This is a genomic window from Leminorella richardii (genome assembly GCF_900478135.1).
GTDB classification, from domain to species: Bacteria; Pseudomonadota; Gammaproteobacteria; order Enterobacterales; family Enterobacteriaceae; genus Leminorella; species Leminorella richardii.
Map to the genome: position 1 here is coordinate 2,001,920 of NZ_LS483470.1, position 18,326 is coordinate 2,020,245.

The 18,326-nt window shown below is 50.7% G+C and carries 19 protein-coding genes; 11 read left to right on the forward strand and 8 right to left on the reverse strand.

From position 1 onward, the window contains the following. Positions 1-159: 159 nt before the first annotated feature. From DQM29_RS09185 to gstA, 11 genes are all read left to right on the forward strand, one after another. Complete coding sequence (locus tag DQM29_RS09185; protein ID WP_111740408.1) at positions 160-1,866, forward strand: formate--tetrahydrofolate ligase; 1,707 nt, start codon at positions 160-162, stop codon at positions 1,864-1,866. A 118-nt stretch (positions 1,867-1,984) separates the two neighbouring features. Next, complete coding sequence (gene rsxA / locus DQM29_RS09190) at positions 1,985-2,566, forward strand: electron transport complex subunit RsxA (protein WP_111742053.1); 582 nt, start codon at positions 1,985-1,987, stop codon at positions 2,564-2,566. Then, positions 2,566-3,144: an electron transport complex subunit RsxB gene (gene rsxB, locus DQM29_RS09195; protein ID WP_111740409.1), complete on the forward strand. Its 579-nt coding sequence runs from the start codon at positions 2,566-2,568 to the stop codon at positions 3,142-3,144. Before rsxA ends, rsxB begins: the two co-directional genes overlap by 1 nt. Further along, positions 3,137-5,200, forward strand: coding sequence for an electron transport complex subunit RsxC (gene rsxC, locus DQM29_RS09200; RefSeq protein ID WP_111740410.1), 2,064 nt, complete (start codon positions 3,137-3,139; stop codon positions 5,198-5,200). Before rsxB ends, rsxC begins: the two co-directional genes overlap by 8 nt. After that, positions 5,201-6,250, forward strand: a complete 1,050-nt coding sequence (rsxD, locus tag DQM29_RS09205) for an electron transport complex subunit RsxD (protein WP_111740411.1) — start codon at positions 5,201-5,203, stop codon at positions 6,248-6,250. Between the two features lie 9 nt (positions 6,251-6,259). After that, the gene (rsxG, locus tag DQM29_RS09210; protein WP_111740412.1) at positions 6,260-6,889 is read left to right on the forward strand and encodes an electron transport complex subunit RsxG; all 630 of its coding nucleotides are present in this window, start codon (positions 6,260-6,262) and stop codon (positions 6,887-6,889) included. Then, positions 6,886-7,593 carry an electron transport complex subunit E gene (locus DQM29_RS09215; protein WP_111740413.1) on the forward strand — a complete coding sequence of 236 codons (708 nt, stop codon included), beginning with the start codon at positions 6,886-6,888 and terminating at the stop codon, positions 7,591-7,593. Before rsxG ends, DQM29_RS09215 begins: the two co-directional genes overlap by 4 nt. An 11-nt stretch (positions 7,594-7,604) precedes the next feature. Beyond that, positions 7,605-8,240 carry an endonuclease III gene (gene nth / locus DQM29_RS09220; RefSeq protein WP_111740414.1) on the forward strand — a complete coding sequence of 212 codons (636 nt, stop codon included), beginning with the start codon at positions 7,605-7,607 and terminating at the stop codon, positions 8,238-8,240. Between the two features lie 181 nt (positions 8,241-8,421). Then, positions 8,422-8,970: a kinase inhibitor gene (locus DQM29_RS09225; RefSeq protein ID WP_111740415.1), complete on the forward strand. Its 549-nt coding sequence runs from the start codon at positions 8,422-8,424 to the stop codon at positions 8,968-8,970. A gap of 18 nt (positions 8,971-8,988) precedes the next feature. After that, on the forward strand, positions 8,989-9,822 hold the full coding sequence (locus tag DQM29_RS09230; RefSeq protein ID WP_232054889.1) for a helix-turn-helix transcriptional regulator: 834 nt from the start codon (positions 8,989-8,991) through the stop codon (positions 9,820-9,822). A gap of 185 nt (positions 9,823-10,007) precedes the next feature. Continuing rightward, on the forward strand, positions 10,008-10,613 hold the full coding sequence (gene gstA, locus DQM29_RS09235; RefSeq protein WP_111740416.1) for a glutathione transferase GstA: 606 nt from the start codon (positions 10,008-10,010) through the stop codon (positions 10,611-10,613). A 49-nt stretch (positions 10,614-10,662) separates the two neighbouring features. Here the strand turns inward: gstA and DQM29_RS09240 are convergent, their stop codons facing one another. The 8 genes from DQM29_RS09240 to sodC form a co-directional block, all read right to left on the reverse strand. Next, a complete protein-coding gene (locus DQM29_RS09240; protein WP_111740417.1) occupies positions 10,663-11,997 on the reverse strand; it encodes an IS4 family transposase in 1,335 nt (444 codons plus the stop codon). Between the two features lie 123 nt (positions 11,998-12,120). After that, on the reverse strand, positions 12,121-12,981 hold the full coding sequence (pdxY, locus tag DQM29_RS09245) for a pyridoxal kinase PdxY (protein WP_111740418.1): 861 nt from the start codon (positions 12,979-12,981) through the stop codon (positions 12,121-12,123). Between the two features lie 129 nt (positions 12,982-13,110). After that, the gene (gene tyrS / locus DQM29_RS09250; RefSeq protein ID WP_111740419.1) at positions 13,111-14,382 is read right to left on the reverse strand and encodes a tyrosine--tRNA ligase; all 1,272 of its coding nucleotides are present in this window, start codon (positions 14,380-14,382) and stop codon (positions 13,111-13,113) included. A gap of 110 nt (positions 14,383-14,492) precedes the next feature. Further along, positions 14,493-15,140 (reverse strand): pyridoxamine 5'-phosphate oxidase, encoded by a 648-nt coding sequence (gene pdxH / locus DQM29_RS09255; protein ID WP_111740420.1) that lies wholly within the window; start codon positions 15,138-15,140, stop codon positions 14,493-14,495. A gap of 271 nt (positions 15,141-15,411) precedes the next feature. After that, positions 15,412-15,729 carry an MliC family protein gene (locus tag DQM29_RS09260; protein ID WP_111740421.1) on the reverse strand — a complete coding sequence of 106 codons (318 nt, stop codon included), beginning with the start codon at positions 15,727-15,729 and terminating at the stop codon, positions 15,412-15,414. A gap of 45 nt (positions 15,730-15,774) precedes the next feature. After that, positions 15,775-16,878, reverse strand: a complete 1,104-nt coding sequence (gene anmK / locus DQM29_RS09265; protein ID WP_111740422.1) for an anhydro-N-acetylmuramic acid kinase — start codon at positions 16,876-16,878, stop codon at positions 15,775-15,777. 105 nt (positions 16,879-16,983) lie between these two features. Then, complete coding sequence (gene slyA, locus DQM29_RS09270) at positions 16,984-17,427, reverse strand: transcriptional regulator SlyA (RefSeq protein WP_111740423.1); 444 nt, start codon at positions 17,425-17,427, stop codon at positions 16,984-16,986. A 304-nt stretch (positions 17,428-17,731) separates the two neighbouring features. Beyond that, positions 17,732-18,256, reverse strand: coding sequence for a superoxide dismutase family protein (gene sodC / locus DQM29_RS09275; protein ID WP_111740424.1), 525 nt, complete (start codon positions 18,254-18,256; stop codon positions 17,732-17,734). Positions 18,257-18,326 lie beyond the last annotated feature (70 nt).

Sequence of the window (18,326 nt, forward strand, 5' to 3'; positions counted from 1 at the left end):
TGATGTCTCTGAATGATCGCCCTTTCTTACTCAACTCCCCCATAATTTTTGTCAAGAAAACGATATCGTTTGCTTTTTTCCATCTGTCTTTATGACATAATTCACTCTTTGCGCTATACGCCTCGCCTCACATGATGAACAGACAGGATCGTAAAAAGAATGGCATCTAAACCCTCATTACAACCAATCAGCGATATCGCTTTGCGCTATGGCATTTCCGCCGAGCACCTTATTTCTTACGGCAGTGACGCCGCCAAAGTCAGTCTGGCCCTTTTAAACAGCCGTCCCACCAAGGGAAAGTTGATTCTAGTTTCCAGCATTACGCCAACACCGCTGGGAGAAGGCAAAACGGTGACCACTATTGGCCTAAGCCAAGGGCTTAACGCCATTGGGCGCGATGCCATTGCCTGTATTCGTCAGCCGAGTTTAGGCCCGGTTTTCGGTGTCAAGGGCGGTGCTGCGGGCGGCGGCAACTCGCAGGTTTTCCCGATGGAAAAGCTGAATCTCCACCTCACAGGAGACATTCACGCTATTACGGCTGCACATAATCTTGCGGCTGCGGCCTTGGATGCACGGCTGTACCATGAACAGCGATTAGGCGATGCCTTCACAGAACAAACCGGCCTGCCCCGTTTGAATATCGACGTTAACCATATTCTGTGGAAGCGCGTTGTTGACCACAACGACCGCGCTCTTCGTCACATTGAAGTCGGCGTTGGCGGCGGCGTTAACGGCGTTGAGCGTTCAGACGGCTACGATATTACCGCGGCTTCGGAGCTGATGGCGATTCTTGCTCTATCTGAAAACCTACAGGATATGCGCCAGCGTATTGGCCGAGTAATTTTAGCGCATAACACTCAGGGAATGCCGATTACTGCAGAAGCGCTGGAAGTAGCCGGTGCGATGACTGTTCTCATGAAGGACGCCATTCAGCCAACGCTAATGCAGACAGGTGAAAATACACCTGTTTTAATTCACGCTGGTCCATTCGCCAATATCGCTCACGGCAATTCGTCTGTCATAGCTGACCGCATTGCGCTGCAGTTTGCCGACTATGTGGTAACCGAGGCTGGTTTCGGCTCTGACATGGGAATGGAAAAGTTCTTTAACATTAAGTATCGACAGTCCGGCATCAAGCCGTCCTGTGTGGTACTGGTCGCAACGCTGCGCAGCCTGAAGGCCAATAGCGGTAAATACGACATCAAACCCGGTCAGCCTCTGCCGCCGGAAATTGCCGAGAGCAACGTTGAACTACTGGCTCTAGGCTGTAAAAACCTCGGCTGGCACATCAACAATGCTAAACGCTACGGCTTACCCGTCGTTATCGCCATTAACCGTTTCCCCACTGACTCAGTGCAAGAGTTGGACTACCTGCGAGAATTCGCCCTTTCCTGCGGTGCCGCTGGCGTTGAAATCAGTAAAGCATTCGCTGAGGGCGGCCAGGGAACGGCTGAACTGGCTCGCGCGGTTGTCGCTGCCAGCCAGAATGCAGACGATGTCAATCTGCTCTATCCGAATGAAGCGTCTCTTCGTGAAAAGCTTCAGGCTCTCGTTAATACCTATGGCGCTGACGACTTGAATCTGACCGCACAGGCAGAGGCCGAACTGGCTGAGCTAGAAAAGCAAGGCTTTGGCCATCTCCCACTGTGTATTGCCAAAACTCCGCTCTCGATCAGCGCCGACCCATCGCTGAAAAATGTGCCAACAGGCTTTTCCGTCACGATTTCCTCTCTGAGGGTCTCCGCCGGCGCAGGCTTTATCCGTGCCTACGCCGGCAATATTATGACCATGCCGGGGCTCGGAACCCTACCCGCATACCGCAATATTGATATCAACGACGCTGGAGAAACGGTTGGATTAAGCTAAAATATCGAACAGCCTTTAATCAATAGAAGGCTGTTTCGAATAACCCTACTCTTACTATGTTGTGATTAAGCCGCCAATTACCGATAATACAGCGGCTTTTTTTCTTTTAGGCATCAAGATGAGCGACTATTTGCTACTTTTTGTCGGCGCCGTTCTTGTCAATAACTTTGTTTTGGTTAAGTTTCTTGGCCTGTGCCCCTTTATGGGAGTCTCCAAAAAGCTGGAAACCGCAATTGGCATGGGGCTGGCAACCACCTTTGTCCTGACGTTAGCCTCAATCTGCGCATGGATGGTGGAAAACTACATTCTTTCCCCTCTGGGGATGGGGTACCTGCGCACGCTAGCCTTTATCTTTGTTATTGCGGTTGTTGTGCAGTTTACTGAACTGGTAGTTCGTAAAACCAGTCCGATACTCTATCGGCTGCTGGGCATCTTTTTGCCGCTAATTACGACAAACTGCGCCGTGCTGGGCGTTGCCCTGCTCAACGTTAATCAGTCTCACGGCTTTATGCAGTCAACTATTTACGGCTTTGGCGCTGCTGTTGGATTCTCTTTCGTTATGGTGCTGTTTGCAGCGCTGCGGGAGCGTTTAGCGCTGGCTGACGTCCCTGCTCCGTTTAAAGGCTCCTCCATCGCTCTGATTACCGCAGGGCTGATGTCGTTGGCGTTTATGGGCTTTACCGGTCTGGTGCGACTCTGATGGCTTCACTGTGGTCTAGTATTATAGCTCTGACGCTGCTAGCTCTGGTGTGCGGTGCCATATTGGGCTTTGCCGCGCGTCGATTCCGCGTAGAAGCCGATCCTATTGTCGATAACGTGGAAGCCTTGCTTCCCCAAAGCCAATGTGGTCAGTGCGGTTATCCCGGCTGTCGCCCGTATGCCGAAGCCGTTGCCAATCAGGGAGAAGCTATCAACAAGTGCGCTCCCGGTGGCGAAAGCGTTATGCTAAAGCTGGCCGATACGCTAGGTATCGAACCACAGCCCCTAGATCCCGATCAGGTAGAGCTCAACCCCGCGCGTAAAATCGCCATTATTGATGAAGATAACTGTATTGGCTGCACCAAGTGCATTCAGGCCTGCCCGGTTGATGCCATTGTCGGCTCAACGCGCGCCATGCACACCGTAATAACCGATCTGTGTACGGGCTGCGAACTCTGCATTGCCCCCTGTCCAACAGACTGCATTGCTATGCGCTCGCTTCCCGAAACGCCCGCCAACTGGAAGTGGAACTTGCAGTCGATACCCGTCAAGATCGTTGAGATACATTCACATGTTTGATCTGTTTGCCCGATTAAAAAAAGATGCCCTGTGGGATTTTAAGGGCGGCATTCATCCACCAGAGATGAAGGATCAAACACGCCACATTCCTGTTCGACGGCTACCGCTTCCAGACAGGCTTTGTATTCCTCTCCAGCAGCACGCGGGACCAGGGGGGGAACTGCTTGTCAAAGAGGGTGACTATGTTCTTAAGGGCCAGCCGCTGACCACGGGTAAAGGCCGCACTCTTCCTGTACACGCTTCAACGTCAGGCACGGTGACTAATATTGGGCTATATCCCAGCACTCATCCTTCCGCGCTCCCCGAGCGAAGCATTCTGCTGTCGCCAGATGGTCTAGACAAATGGGGCGATCGCTCTTCGCTGGTTAACTACCGCGACTGTTCACCGGAACAGCTCATTGCCCATATTCATCAGGCAGGCGTTGCCGGTCTTGGCGGCGCGGTCTTTCCGACGGCCAACAAAATCGGCGGCGGCCTGAATAAAACCCGCACGCTAATTATTAATGGCGCAGAGTGTGAACCTTATATCACCGCAGACGATCGTCTGATGCAAGAATATGCTGACGAACTGATTCAGGGATGTGAAATCCTGCGGCATATTCTACAGCCAGAAGTCATCCTGATTGCCGTAGAAGACAACAAGCCAGAGGCCATTAGCGCATTAAAAAATGCGTTACAGCGTCACCAAAATAGCGATACTGTTGTTCGTACAGTGCCCACCAAGTACCCTTCTGGTGGCGCACGTCAGCTGACAAAGATCCTGACAGGAAAAGAGGTGCCTCATCACGGGCGATCGTCTGACATAGGCGTGCTGATGCAAAACGTAGGCACGGTCTACGCTATCAAGCGCGCAGTAATTAACGGTGAACCTCTATTAGAAAGAATTATTACCCTTAGCGGCGATGCGATGTCACAGTGCGGTAACGTCTGGGCGCTGTTAGGTACACCTATATCCTTCCTGCTCCAGCAGGGAGGATATACCCTACAAACGCCACCGCGCGTTATTATGGGCGGGCCGCTGATGGGTTTTACCCTGCCCGACCTCAGCGTGCCAGTGACAAAAATGAGCAACTGCCTGATAGCGCCTACGCAAGAGGAAATGGCCTTACCGGAGCCAGAACAGGCCTGTATCCGCTGCAGCCAGTGTGCAGACGCATGCCCCGCAGGTCTATTGCCTCAGCAGCTTTACTGGTTTAGCCGCGGTAAAGAACATGAAAAGGCCCGCACTTATAACCTGTTTGACTGCATTGAGTGCGGCGCCTGTGCCTACGTGTGCCCAAGCCATATCCCTTTAGTGCAATACTATCGTCAGGAAAAAGCTGAAATCCGAGATTTGGACGAACAGGCCGAGCTTGCTAAGCAGGCAAAAATTCGTTTTGAAGCTAGGCAGGCTCGCCTTGAAAGAGAAAAACAGGCGCGTCTTCTGCGTCATAAGCAGGCGGAAACCAAGCCCAGCAAGCGCGATAGTGAACTGATTCAATCGGCTTTGGCTCGCGTGAAGAAGCGTCAAGAGGCCGCACAGGTGCCAACCTCTCTGGTTATTACCTCGATTCGTCAGGATGACCTATCGGATAATACGCGAAACAGCACACAGCACAGCGTTCTACACAACAAAAGCATCATTGCGGCCAAAAGCCTCAAAAAAGCCTCTTATAGCACGGCTGAAACGTCGACTCCTGCTAAAAGTGAGAAAGTCGATACTCAGACAGACGATCGTCAAGCCGCTTTAGCAGCGGCCATTGCCAGAGCGAAAGCCAAGAAGGCTCAGTTAGCTTCAGCAACAGCGACTGAATCCACAGCTGAACCTCAAACGTCGATACCTGAAAAGCCGCAGAACGACAGGCAGGCGGCGGTGGCGGCAGCTATTGCCCGAGCCCGTGCAAAGAAGGCTGCTCTTTCTGAGGCGAGTTCCAGTCTCGAGCCGACTCAGGAAAATACCGCTCCTCAGGAGCCAGAAATCGATGAACGAAAAGCCGCCGTCGCTGAGGCAATAGCCAGAGTGAAGGCGCGTAAAGCACAGCAGGCCGCCGCATTGACAACAGCGAGTGAAAAATAGATGTCGTTTCGTATCTCCAGCTCCCCCTTTTCCCATACTCAGCAGTCCACACAGCGGCTGATGATGTGGGTTGTTCTAGCCTGCCTGCCGGGCATTGCGGCACAGTGGTATTTCTTTGGCTATGGGACGCTGATCCAAATCGCACTGGCTATTCTGGTGGCCCTGTTGTCTGAAGGTTTGGTATTAAAATTGCGCCACCAGCCGGTTAAAGAGCGGCTTGCCGATAACTCTGCGCTACTCACTGCGCTGCTGTTGGCCATAAGTATTCCTCCTCTCGCTCCCTGGTGGATTATTACCATCGGCACGCTATCGGCCATTATCATAGCCAAACAGCTCTACGGCGGTCTGGGGCAAAATCCGTTTAACCCGGCCATGGTGGGCTATGTCATTCTGTTGATTTCATTTCCCGTTCAAATGAGCAGTTGGCTGCCACCTCAGCCGCTTCAGGCAACAACCGTCACTTTTATGGATACTCTAAGCCTGATTTTCACCGCTCATACGCCGGGCGGTAGCGATATATTCAGCCTAATGTTGGGCGTTGACGGCGTCAGTCAGGCAACACCGCTGGATACGTTAAAAACCGGGCTTCGCGGCGGCCAGTCAGCCAGTGACATTATGCAACTGCCCATCTATGACCTTTTGGGCGGTGTCGGATGGCAGTGGGTCAACGCGGGTTTTCTCTTCGGCGGCCTGATCCTTTTGGCTAAAAAAGTTATCCGCTGGCACCTGCCCGTTAGTTTCTTATGCGCTTTGGGTATCGCTTCATTACTGGGCTGGCTTATCGATCCCAGCCATAATGCCTCCCCCTGGTTTCACCTGTTTAGCGGTGCCACCATGCTGTGCGCATTCTTTATTATTACTGACCCAGTTACCGCCTCTACAACCAATAAGGGCCGAATAATTTTTGGGTTACTGGTTGGCGTGCTGGTGTGGCTGATTCGCAGCTATGGCGGCTACCCTGACGGCGTTGCCTTCTCGGTGCTGTTAGTCAACATGGCGGTTCCTCTTATCGATCACTATACCCAACCCCGCGTCTATGGGCATCGGTGAGGTTACGCTATGCTGAATACGATGAAAAAACACGGACTCACGCTGGCGCTTTACGCAGCACTGTCGACAGCGTTAACGTCAGGTGTTTACTTGCTGACAAAAAACATCATTGATGAACAGGCCGCACAACAGCAAAAAGCGCTGTTTGACGACCTGCTTCCGCCATCGATTTACGATAATACGCCACAAAGTGAATGTTACATTGTCACCAATGAAGTCTTAGGTAATACAACCCCTCATCGGCTCTATCTGGCCAGTAAAGACGGAATACCCGTCGCTGCGATAGCTGAAGCAACCGCACCGGATGGCTACTCCGGCGCCATCCGACTGATTGTCGCCGCTGACTTTAACGGTACGGTTTTAGGCGTTCGCACGCTGGAACATCACGAAACGCCAGGGCTAGGCGATAAGATAGAGCTGAGGATTTCTGATTGGATCACTCGCTTCTCTGGCCAAGTCGTAAACGGAGAGCAAGATCCCCGCTGGGCAGTACGTAAAGACGGCGGCGAATTCGATCAGTTTACAGGGGCAACCATTACCCCCCGAGCCGTTGTTAAGGCCGTGAAGCAAACTGCTCTGTACATCCAGCAGCACCACGTTCAGTTTAACGCCTTGCCTCATTGCGAGATGAAAAAATGAGTGAAATAAGAAATCTGTTGAGCCAAGGGCTTTGGAAAAACAACTCTGCTCTGGTTCAGCTGTTGGGGCTTTGCCCGCTGCTGGCCGTGTCCTCTACGGCAACCAACGCGCTGGGGCTTGGGCTGGCAACAACGCTAGTGCTGATCTGTACTAACGTCTCCGTATCTGCCCTACGCCGCTGGGTGCCTCAGGAAATACGTATACCCATTTATGTCATGATCATCGCCTCTGTCGTGACGGTTGTTGAACTACTAATTAACGCTTACGCCTATGGACTTTATCAGTCTCTGGGCATCTTTATTCCGCTTATCACGACTAACTGCATCGTTATTGGGCGCGCTGAAGCATTTGCAGCCCAAAACCCCGTCTCTCTTTCTGCAGTTGACGGCTTTGCCATGGGAATGGGCGCTACCGGCGCACTGTTTATTCTCGGCGCTGTGCGTGAAATCCTCGGCAACGGCACCTTGTTTGATGGTGCAGACGCCCTGCTTGGCAGTTGGGCAAAGGCGTTGCGCATTGAGGTTATTCATTTGGATAACGCCTTTCTTTTGGCTATTTTGCCTCCAGGGGCGTTTTTAGGGCTCGGTTTTCTTTTGGCTCTGAAATATGTTATTGATACCAAAGTTAAAGCCTATAAAAGAAAAGCCATTGCAGCACCTGCGCTGCAGGTTTCTTCACAGGAAGGCCACCACCCCGTTCAGTAAGGACACAAGGTTTGAATCAGGCAAAACGCATAGAGATCCTCACCCGCCTTCGGGACAACAACCCTAGGCCAACGACGGAGCTGAATTTTTCAAGCCCGTTTGAACTGCTTATTTCCGTTCTGCTGTCTGCACAGGCAACGGACGTTAGCGTTAACAAAGCAACGGCTAAACTCTATCCTATTGCCAATACCCCTGAGGCAATACTGGCGCTTGGCGTCGATGGCGTAAAAGAGTATATAAAGACGATCGGGCTATTTAACAGCAAAGCGGAAAACGTGATCAAAACCTGCCGCCTGCTGATCGAAAAACACGGTAGCCAGGTGCCAGAAGACCGAGAAGCCCTTGAAGCCCTCCCCGGTGTAGGTAGAAAAACCGCCAACGTTGTGCTGAACACAGCCTTCGGCTGGCCAACAATTGCCGTAGACACCCATATTTTTCGCGTTTGTAATCGCACCCGCTTTGCGCCGGGAAAAACCGTTGAGCTCGTGGAAGAAAAGCTGCTTAAAGTGGTTCCTGCCGAGTTTAAAGTTGACTGCCACCACTGGCTTATTCTTCACGGTCGCTATACATGTATTGCCCGTAAACCTCGATGTGGCTCCTGTCTGATAGAAGATCTATGCGAATACAAAGAAAAAACAGAGGACTAGCATTTTCAATGCCAATGAAGCGTTCTCTTCGCTGCCCCTAATGAGCGGCTTCACTACAGCAGGTTTTTATTTTCGACAAAATAGGTCACATCAGCACGATATGCAATCGCCTCTGCACAATATTGCCTGAAGGATATAGATAACATCATTGGCTCTTTATCCGCTTAATGAAGGCACTATTATGAATAAGTTTTTGGGGTTTATTGCTCTTAGTCTGATATCCCTATCCGTTCACGCTCAAGAATTTCGCTTAACCAGCCCAGACGTTAAAAGCGGCGTTCAACTCTCTCCGGCAGAGATTTTTCAAGGGTTCGGTTGTGAAGGTGGAAACCGCTCTCCGGTACTCACCTGGTCCGGCGCGCCAGAAGGCACTAAGAGTTTTGCAGTCACCGTTTACGATCCAGATGCCCCAACGGGCAGCGGCTGGTGGCACTGGACATTAGTCAATATCCCTGCGACGGTAAACACGCTTGAAGCTGATGCCGGAAACAAAAGCGGCTCACACCTCCCTCCCGGCGCAGTGCAGGGCAGAAATGACTATGGCGATGCGGCTTTTGGCGGGGCCTGCCCGCCAGAAGGAGACAAGCCGCATCGGTACTATTTTAAAGTATGGGCGCTAAAAACTGACAGCCTGCCTATCGATGCAAATGCAAGCGGCGCACTGGTTGGCTTTATGCTCAACGCCAATAAGCTGGCAACCGCGGAAATGGTTCCCGTATATAGCCGCTAACTCAAGGAGAAAAAAGCCGTGCAGGTTGACGATTTGGACATTTCCCATTTGCGTTTACACATCATTCGCGCCTATCAGGTGCAAGATCTTCGCGGTATTAAGATGATGATGCCTGCACTGTGCCGAATTCGACGCGGAACCAAAGTCGTTCAATGGGGGGAGCATATCGAAAGTGCCGACATTGAGCAGCTGATCCTCTTTCCTAGCGGCTATGATTTGCGCGTCGCCAATCTTCCGGTGGGCGGCCGCTATCTTGCTGAGATTATCTACTTGCCGCCGGATCTCATTGAACGCTTTAAACAGCGCTATCCCTCAGCGGCGACAGAGGCTAAAGAAGCCCGCTTCTGCGTTCCATTAAACGCCGAGCTGCTCTACTGCTGGGAACATATGTCCTCTGCGATTCAACAAAAGCTCTCCCCACCGCTGTTAGAACACGCCATTCAGGGCGTATTACTGTCGCTCAAAAACGCTGGCTGGATCGACATTCTCTTACAGGAACGTTTCGATTCCACATTAAGCCGGTGCCAAAAGCTGCTGATGCTCGATCCCGCAGCCTCTTGGACGGCAGAAAAAGCCGCCCAAAAACTGCATGTCGCAGCGTCAACTCTACGCCGACGGCTGGCCGCAGAGAAAAGCAGTTTCAGAGAAATTCTTGATGATATTCGGCTAGGCAACGCCCTTAACGCCATTCAGACGACTAACGCTCCCATAGGGGAAATAGCCCGTGAAAACGGCTATCTTTGCCCTTCTCGATTTACTGCTCGCTTTCATAAGCGATTTCACATTACGCCAAGAGCGCTACGGCAAACCATGAAGAACTCTCAGCCAAAAGCTGAAGTAATAATGGAGTAACCAGAAAATCTGGTCTTTTCAGTTTCACAACAAATATCAAACATTTTACCAACCAAGTGGCTTATACTGATAAAGCTGACTTCGTTTACTGTGACGTTCAAAGTCGATACCTATCTAGGCGACCAACATGGTAATCACCGAGCGTCAGCGCGAACTCTCTCACTAACGGATCGTGGAGTATCACAATGAAGCTATTTTATAAACCGGGCGCCTGTTCCCTGTCTCCGCACATTATTCTGAACGAAATAGGCTTGAACTATTCCGTTGAGAAGGTCGATCTGGCCACCAAAAAGACCGAGCACGGAGATGACTTCCTTCAGGTTAACCCTAAGGGGCAGGTGCCGACGCTTCAGCTCAACGACGGCAGTATCCTCACGGAAGGCGTCGCTATCGTACAATATTTAGCACATCGGGCGCCGGCCAAGCACCTGCTGCCGACCGTAGACACCATGGACTATTATCACGCTATTGAGTGGTTGAACTACATTTCAACAGAGCTTCATAAAGGATTTAGCCCACTGTTTAATCCACAAACCCCAGAAGATTTTAAGCTGGTGACCAAAGACAGGCTGTTCAAACAGTTTAGCTACGTCAACAGCGTGCTGGAAAAGCGTCCACATATTTTGGGAGCAACATTTAGCGTAGCCGATGCCTATCTGTTTACTGTCACTCGCTGGGCTGCGGCGGTAAAACTGGATCTGAGCAGTCTTAAAGCACTGACTGACTACATGACTCGGATCTCAGAACGCCCTGCCGTCAAGGCAGCGCTGAAGGCTGAAGGCCTGAAGTAAGCAAGCCGATCACCGCGTAAAAAAAACGGGCCTCTGAGGCTAATGCCAGTCAGTTAAGCAACTGACTGGCAGTTTTTCTCCAGGCTTTACTGTATTTTTTTGGCCTTTCCTTTACCACTCTCGGGAAGGCTCGTTCTCTTCTCACTGGTAGCCTTACCAGTTGCCCCATGCTTTCAAGATCACGCATTAGCTCTGGGATACGCCCCGGCGAAGCGCCCTGTAGTGTCATCAGCATCCTCATCACCATTCCGCATGACTCCGAGAAGCTCAGTTGATTTGGCCAGTAACCTTTCAGGCTTCCTGCCATTTTAATCATCTGATATCTCACAAGATTATAGGCCAGCAACACACCCCACAGCTCCTGCTCCACAAGCTCTGGCTTTTTACTTCTCAGCGTTAGCCTGCTCAGTTGCATCGTCTGTTTTATCTCCCGGTAACCCAGTTCGATTTCCCACCGATGGCTGTACAGGTCTGCCATCTCTCCACCCGGGAAGCGCATTGCATCCGTCATTGATGTCAGGAGATAGCAGGTTTTTCCTTTGCGGGTGAACGTCAGCAGTCGGGCCGTCATTTCTTCTCCCAGCTCCGGCCATTTTTTTCGTGCCTGTGGACTGGTTTTCAACCTTACCAGATGGTCGCCTTTACCCAACTTTCTCACTTCTTCGTATTGCGCACCCTTTCTCAGCGGTATCATCCAGTGCCGGTGCTCTCCCGCCTGATTCCAGGCATTCAACAGGCCAAGCGAGTAATAGCCTTTATCAAGCAGGGTCAGCGTATTATCGCCGGTCTGCTCTATCAGTTGCTCTGCGAGGACATTTTCACTCTCTTTCATCGTGCCGAAGGCGGCAGCAGTAAGCAGATGGCTGGTCAGTTCCATCTGGCAGACCATTTTTACCTGAGGATACATCCCCGGTTGTCCCGCAAAAGTCTGACGCGGGAAGGCGATATCATTTTCGGGTGTATCCTGCGTTCGCCAGACCACGCCATCCAGGGCTAGCAGAGTTAGACCGCACCAGTGCGGGTGTGTCGTGGCTCCATGCCAGAGCTGCGCGGTTTGTGTGAACACACGGCGAACAGCCTCGCTTCCCAGGCGCTGGCGGGCCTGGATTACGGCACTGGGGGCGACAAAGGGACGGTTGCCCGGCAGCATGATATCCAGCCGATTGACGATTTGGTGAAGCGGTTCTTTGCGTTCGAGAGCCATACCGACAATGCACCAGACCATCATTTCGAGCGGGAGACGACGTTTGCGCAGAGTGACGGAGCCAGATTCGGCAAGGCAGCGGGAAATCAGTTCGGGGTCCAGAAAGTCACCCAGTGAAGTCATAGGGTTACGCAAAGAGTCGTAACGAGATACCAAATCAAGAGCCTGTCCGATGTGCATAAAAAATCCGGAAACGAGTGAACATTTCCGGATTCTTACACAACTACTGGAGCGGTCAATCGATCCTTAACTGATCAGCATTAGCCTCTGAGGCCCGTTTTCGTAAAGATAACCCTACACGCGTTAAAGGTGAACGGCCTGAAAACGATGTTCAGGGGCTACGATTTTGTCCTGTGCCGCGACGATTTGCAGTTCGTACTCCCCTCTGCGCTGGGTTTCCAACATAATTTCATAAACGGCAGCGGTTACGTGTTCAAGAGCCTGTGGCAGAGGCGTTTCCTGCAAGAGATTCACCAGCATCAGGCCGCTGGTAATATCACCGACGCCTACCGGCTGACGCGGTCCAAAATCTACCAGAGGTCGGCTAATATGCCAGGCATCGTCTGCGGTCACCAGCGCCATCTCAAAGCAGTCGGCACGATAGCCAGCGCGACTGAGGTGCTTAACCAAAACAACCTTGGGCCCTTTTGCACACAGTTCGCGGGCAGCAGCAACCACTTCCTCAACGCTGGTTATCGTTTTTCCGCTAAGCTGCTCCAACTCCAGCAGGTTCGGTGCCATCATATCGCTGACGGGCAGCGCTTCTGCGCAGAAAAACTCCGCAACGCCCGGCGCGACGATACAGCCTTTTTCAGGATGCCCCATGACCGGATCGCAAAAATACCAGGCGTCTGGATTAACGGCCTTCACCTTTGCGACAACCTCAAGAATTGTCTTTCCCTGCTCTGGAGAGCCAATGTAGCCACTCAAAACAGCATTACAGCGAGCAAGCTGATGGATTTCATCAATACCGCGCGCAATTTCTGCTATGTGTGCGGCTGGCATCACACATCCGGTCCATTGGCGGTACTGTGTGTGGTTAGAAAACTGTACCGTATTCAGAGGCCAAACGTTCACGCCCATTCTACGCATAGGAAACTCAGCGGCAGCGTTTCCCGCATGGCCATAAACAACGTGAGACTGGATAGAAAGAATATTTTTCATAGTTAAAACGCATATATGAGTGAAAACGCAATGGGATCATTGTGTCAGAAATTGCTACTGCAACGCTATGTATCTGGCTAAAAAATTCGGCCGCTAGGCGGCCGAAAAAATGGAACAGATTGTTGCCGGTTATTTCCACACAATCAGGCAATAGTATTTTTTGCCTCTGCGCAGCAGCGTGTAGCGGTTGTACAGTCGATCGCTGTCGCCAAAAGCGTATTCAGGATTAGACTGTTTCTCACCGTTGATCGTCACGGCATTGGAGCTAATCATCGTTCTTGCCTGGCCGCGAGACGGTACCAGCTCTGCGCTCACCAGCGCCTGTTGCAGATCGGCACCTTTTTCCAGCTCAATCACAGGCATACCGTCCTGCGCGAGTTGAGCAAAGTCTTGCTCTGTCAGATCCGCAAGGTTACCGGAGAACAGACTGTCAGTAATGCGCTGTGCAGCCTGAAGCCCAGCTTCGCCGTGAACCAGCTTGGTCACTTTTTCTGCCAGAACATACTGAGCGCGAGGCGCTTTACCGCTATTCTTATCCTCTTCCTCTAGAGCATCAATCTCTTCCAGACTCATAAAGGTGAAGAATTTCAGGAAGCGATAAACGTCCGCATCGGCGGTGTTAATCCAGAACTGATAAAACTTATAGGGGCTGGTTTTGTTCGCATCAAGCCATACCGCGCCGCCTTCTGTCTTACCGAACTTGGTGCCGTCAGATTTGGTGATCAGCGGAACAGTAAAGCCATAGGCCTGCTTTTGGTGCAGACGACGAGTCAGATCGATACCGGAAGTAATATTGCCCCACTGGTCTGAACCACCAATTTGCAGCTCAACCCCTAACGACTCGTTCAGGCAGGCAAAATCGTAGGCTTGAAGCAGGTTATAGGAAAACTCGGTAAAAGAGATCCCGCTGTCGTCACGGTTCAGGCGCTGCTTAACAGCCTCTTTATTGATCATGGCATTCACAGAGAAGTGCTTGCCGATATCGCGCAGGAAAGTCAGCACTTTCATGCCGCCAAACCAGTCATAGTTGTTGGCCATTGCTGCGCTGTTTTCACCGCAGTCAAAATCCAAGAACGGCGAAACCTGTTGGCGGATCTTTTCTACCCACTCGGCGACGGTCTCTTCCGTATTGAGTTTGCGTTCTGCAGCCTTAAAGCTAGGGTCACCAATCAGACCGGTCGCTCCGCCAACCAGAGCAACTGGTCTGTGACCTGCCAGTTGGAAGCGCTTTAAGCACAGCAGCGGAACCAAGTGACCCAAATGCAAGCTATCGGCTGTCGGATCGAAGCCGCAATAGAGAGTAATTGGCCCTTGCGCCAACCGCTCCGCCAGCGCCTCTTCGTCCGTAAGCTGGGCAACCAGCCCACGCTCTTGCAGTTGTTCAATCAGGTTTTTCGCCATCGATAGATAACTCCGTTGTTATAGTCTTCTCGGCCTCTGGCCGCGTTGGTAATGACACCTATTTTGTGGAATGGGATAGCATAAACGTCGTCACGAATAATGACCAGCACTTAAGGCGCTAAACGGTCGATATTCCAATGCGTTTGCGTCCTTTGATATAAAAAGCGGTCGTGAAGCCGGTTTATTCGCCCCTGCCAAAATTCAATTTCTTCAATACTGACGCGAAATCCGCCCCAGAAGCTGGGCAGCGGTACTTCACCCTGCAAAAACTTCTGCTTAAGCTCAAGAAACTTGCCTTCCAGCACGCTGCGAGCAGAAATGCGGGATGACTGCTCAGATACCCAAGCGGCAATCTGGCTCTCTTTGGGGCGCGAATGGAAGTATTTCACAACTTCGGTTGGTGACAGTCGCTCTGCTTTGCCGGAGACAATGACCTGCCGTTCAAACATATGCCATGGGAATAAGAGACTTACCTGATTATTTTGAGTAATTTCTCTCGCCTTTCGGCTGCCCAAGTTGGTATAGAAAACAAATCCCTTCTCATCGTAGTGCTTAAGCAAGACGATGCGCTGGGAAGGTCGCCCATGGGCGTCTACCGTCGCGACGCACATAGCCGTAGGATCGGAGAGCTGTGCCTCACAGGCCTGCTTAAGCCAAAGTTCAAAAAGGGAAAGCGGATCTTCAGGCAGATCCTTTCTGCGTAAGCCGCTCAGCGCATATTCTCGACGCAAATCGGCGATATCGTGTGAAGTAGGCATGATCAAAAGGCCTGTCAGAGTGTGAAGTAAAGCCCTATCTTGCACCCACTCAAACAGGATTTCAAACGCCTGCAGGAAAAAGCAGTGCGCTAATAGATATTAACAATGGCAATTGAGCGCATACGGAGAAAACGCCCAGACTCAGATGCATTTATTTACTGATAATGTGTTCATAAAAATGAACGCCTTTATGCGGCGCAAAAAAATCCCGCCGGAGTGTGGCCTGTGCCGCTCCGGCGGGATGCAAAAACGTCACGCGCTCTTCTACTGATTACTTAATCAAACTGCACTCTCTCAGCTGGATCTCTTCTCCACGCATCACAATAGCGCCATCCCCTTTAGACCAAAAGGTGTATTCTCCATCGCTATATTTGGCGCCCGAAGCTGAAATGACCTGTACTAGGTGACGAGCTTGTCCATCCATCATCAGCACAACAGAATCACCACCGTTGTTCAAAGCAACTGACAGCGTCTTGGTTTCACACTGGTATTCCAGCGTTTGCTCTGCATTGTCCTGATTTGTTGATGAAGCACTGCATCCGGCCATCAGCGCAGCCGCTGCCATCACCATCATAATTCTTCTATTCATTGCATTTACCCTCGTTAAAAGCGTTTTTTAAACATAGTCGCTAAATCACGGGGTGTAAACGGCACCTAAAACAGTTTGTTGGGAAGCGCCCGTAACTTCAGGAAGATTTCCCGGTTCACCTGACAGCGTTCTCGCAGCCAGCCAGGCAAATGCAATCGCCTCCATATCATCGCCGCTGATGCCATAGCTGTCTGTTGTATCAATTATCGATTCTGGCAAAAGCGTTGCCAAGCGTTCCATAATTAATGGATTACGCGCCCCGCCTCCGCAAACCAATAGCCGATGACATGCTCCTGCGGCAACTACCTGCTCAGCAATCGTTTGTACGGTAAACTCCACCAGCGTTGCCTGTATATCCTGAGGCATTAGAGAAGGGAAAGCCGAAATCTGCTCATGTAGCCACTGAAGGTTAAAGCGCTCTCTGCCAGTACTTTTCGGAGGGGGAAGTTGAAAATAACGATCGGACATCAGTTTGGCCAACAGCACCTGATTAACTTGCCCTTCTTTAGCCCAGCGGGCATCTTTATCAAACGACAGCCCTTTCTGTTCCTGAATCCAGGCGTCCAGCAGCATGTTACCAGGGCCTGTGTCAAAACCGCTTACCGGTCTGCCGGGAATGAGTAAAGACAGGTTAGCGATCCCGCCAATATTCAAAATAAATCGCCGTTCTTTTTCATTCGCCAGCACGGCCTGATGAAACGCGGGCACCAGAGGAGCCCCTTGCCCACCATATGCCATGTCTTTACGTCGAAAGTCACCCACGGTGACAACACCAGTCATCGCGGCAATGCGGTTATTGTCACCCAACTGCATGGTGAACGGTAGTTCACCTTCTGGCTCATGCCAGACAGTTTGACCATGGCAGCCTATAGCGACGATCTCTTTTGGTGAAATACCCTGCTGGCACATCAGCCCTAATGCGGCATCAGCAAACAAAATGCCCAGACGTAAGTCTAAGCGTCCTAAGTGAGAAAGCGTGACGTCTTGCCCCTGACAGACAGACAAAACGTTTTGTCGTATGTCATCAGGCATAGGATGGAAATAGCTGGCTTTTTGAATCACAGCCCCATCAGAAATTGACACTAGCGCGACGTCAACACCGTCAAGACTGGTTCCTGACATAATCCCGATATAGTCACCCGCTCTCATAGGCTTACTCCTGCACGCTTTTGCCAACATAATGGCACTATTAAAGCAAAAACGAGCCAGAAATTACCATATAAAAGAGCGGAAAGAGTAAAACACTACTACATTTTAGCTGTTTGACATATCAGCGATGTTTTTCTCAAATTTTCGGATAATTTCGGCAAACAGCGCCAGTTCACTAGCGGGAATATCTCGCTCAATGCCCTTGCGTACTCCGTCCACAACAGTATTGACCTGTTCCAAAATCGGCTTGGCCTGCTCTGTCAGATTTATCTGCTTAGCGCGACGGTCACAAGGGCACGGCTCTCTTTTTACATAGCCCATGCCTTCCAGCTGATCCAGTGTACGGACCAGTGACGGTTGCTCAATACCAATCGCTTTTGCCAACTGAATTTGTGACTGATTTGGCGGCAACCCATTTAAATAATAAAGCGTTACCCAATGCGTTTGAGTCAGTCCTATTGGCTTAAGCTGAAGGTCAATAATGCTGCGCCAGCTGCGAACTAAACGCGCAATATCGGCCCCCAAGGTATAATCATTCTTCGGATTCATAAGATAACCTGATAGATAGTATAAAACATCGATAACATTAATACGTTTACAATTATTACGTTTTTATGGGAAAAGGGCTAATAATTAAATCATCATTTTACGATTAATCGTTGCTAATATGAATTAATTTACAATCAAAGCGGCATTAAATAAAGAAAAAAATGACACAAAATGCCTCTTTACTTGAAATGATATTTTAATGTATTAATTAAACTACATTTAATGTTAATTAATAAGAAATCTAAATAAGTGCCAGCGCCGAGCGTTGGCACTTATTTTAAAACCAAATACTAAAGCGTTTTATTTACTTTATCACTCCACATGCAGCCCTAGCACCACCGCCGCCAAGAGCCTGAGGGTGATCGCTATGGTTGTCACCACCGGCGTGAACCATCAGCGCAAGCCCCTTGATTTGCTCAATGGACTTCAAGCGAGGAGCCAGTACTGGATAGGTTGCTTTACCTTCGCTATCGACAAACAGGGCAGGTAAATCCCCCAAGTGGCCTGTCGCATCAAACGGCCCCATGTGCTTACCGGTTTTTTCTGGATCGAAATGGCCACCAGCGGCTAGCGCAGCTACCGATTTGCCGTCTTTCATTCCAGCATCGCAGCTGCCTTTTTCATGAACGTGGAATCCGTGTACGCCCGTAGGTAAGGACGCCAGGCTTGGCGTAAATAGCAAGCCATATTCCGTTTCCGTAATTGTAATGTGACCAACAGATTGCCCGACTCCCTCAGGGGAAACACTATTCACAGGAACATCTACTGTGGCGGCCTGAACGCCAGCGCAGGCTACAAGTGCAGCTAAAGCGGTTAAATAACGTTTCATTACCTTATCCTTTTAAAAGTGCTTAATCATATAAGCATTTCTATTATGGTTGATTTACTGCCCTTCGTGC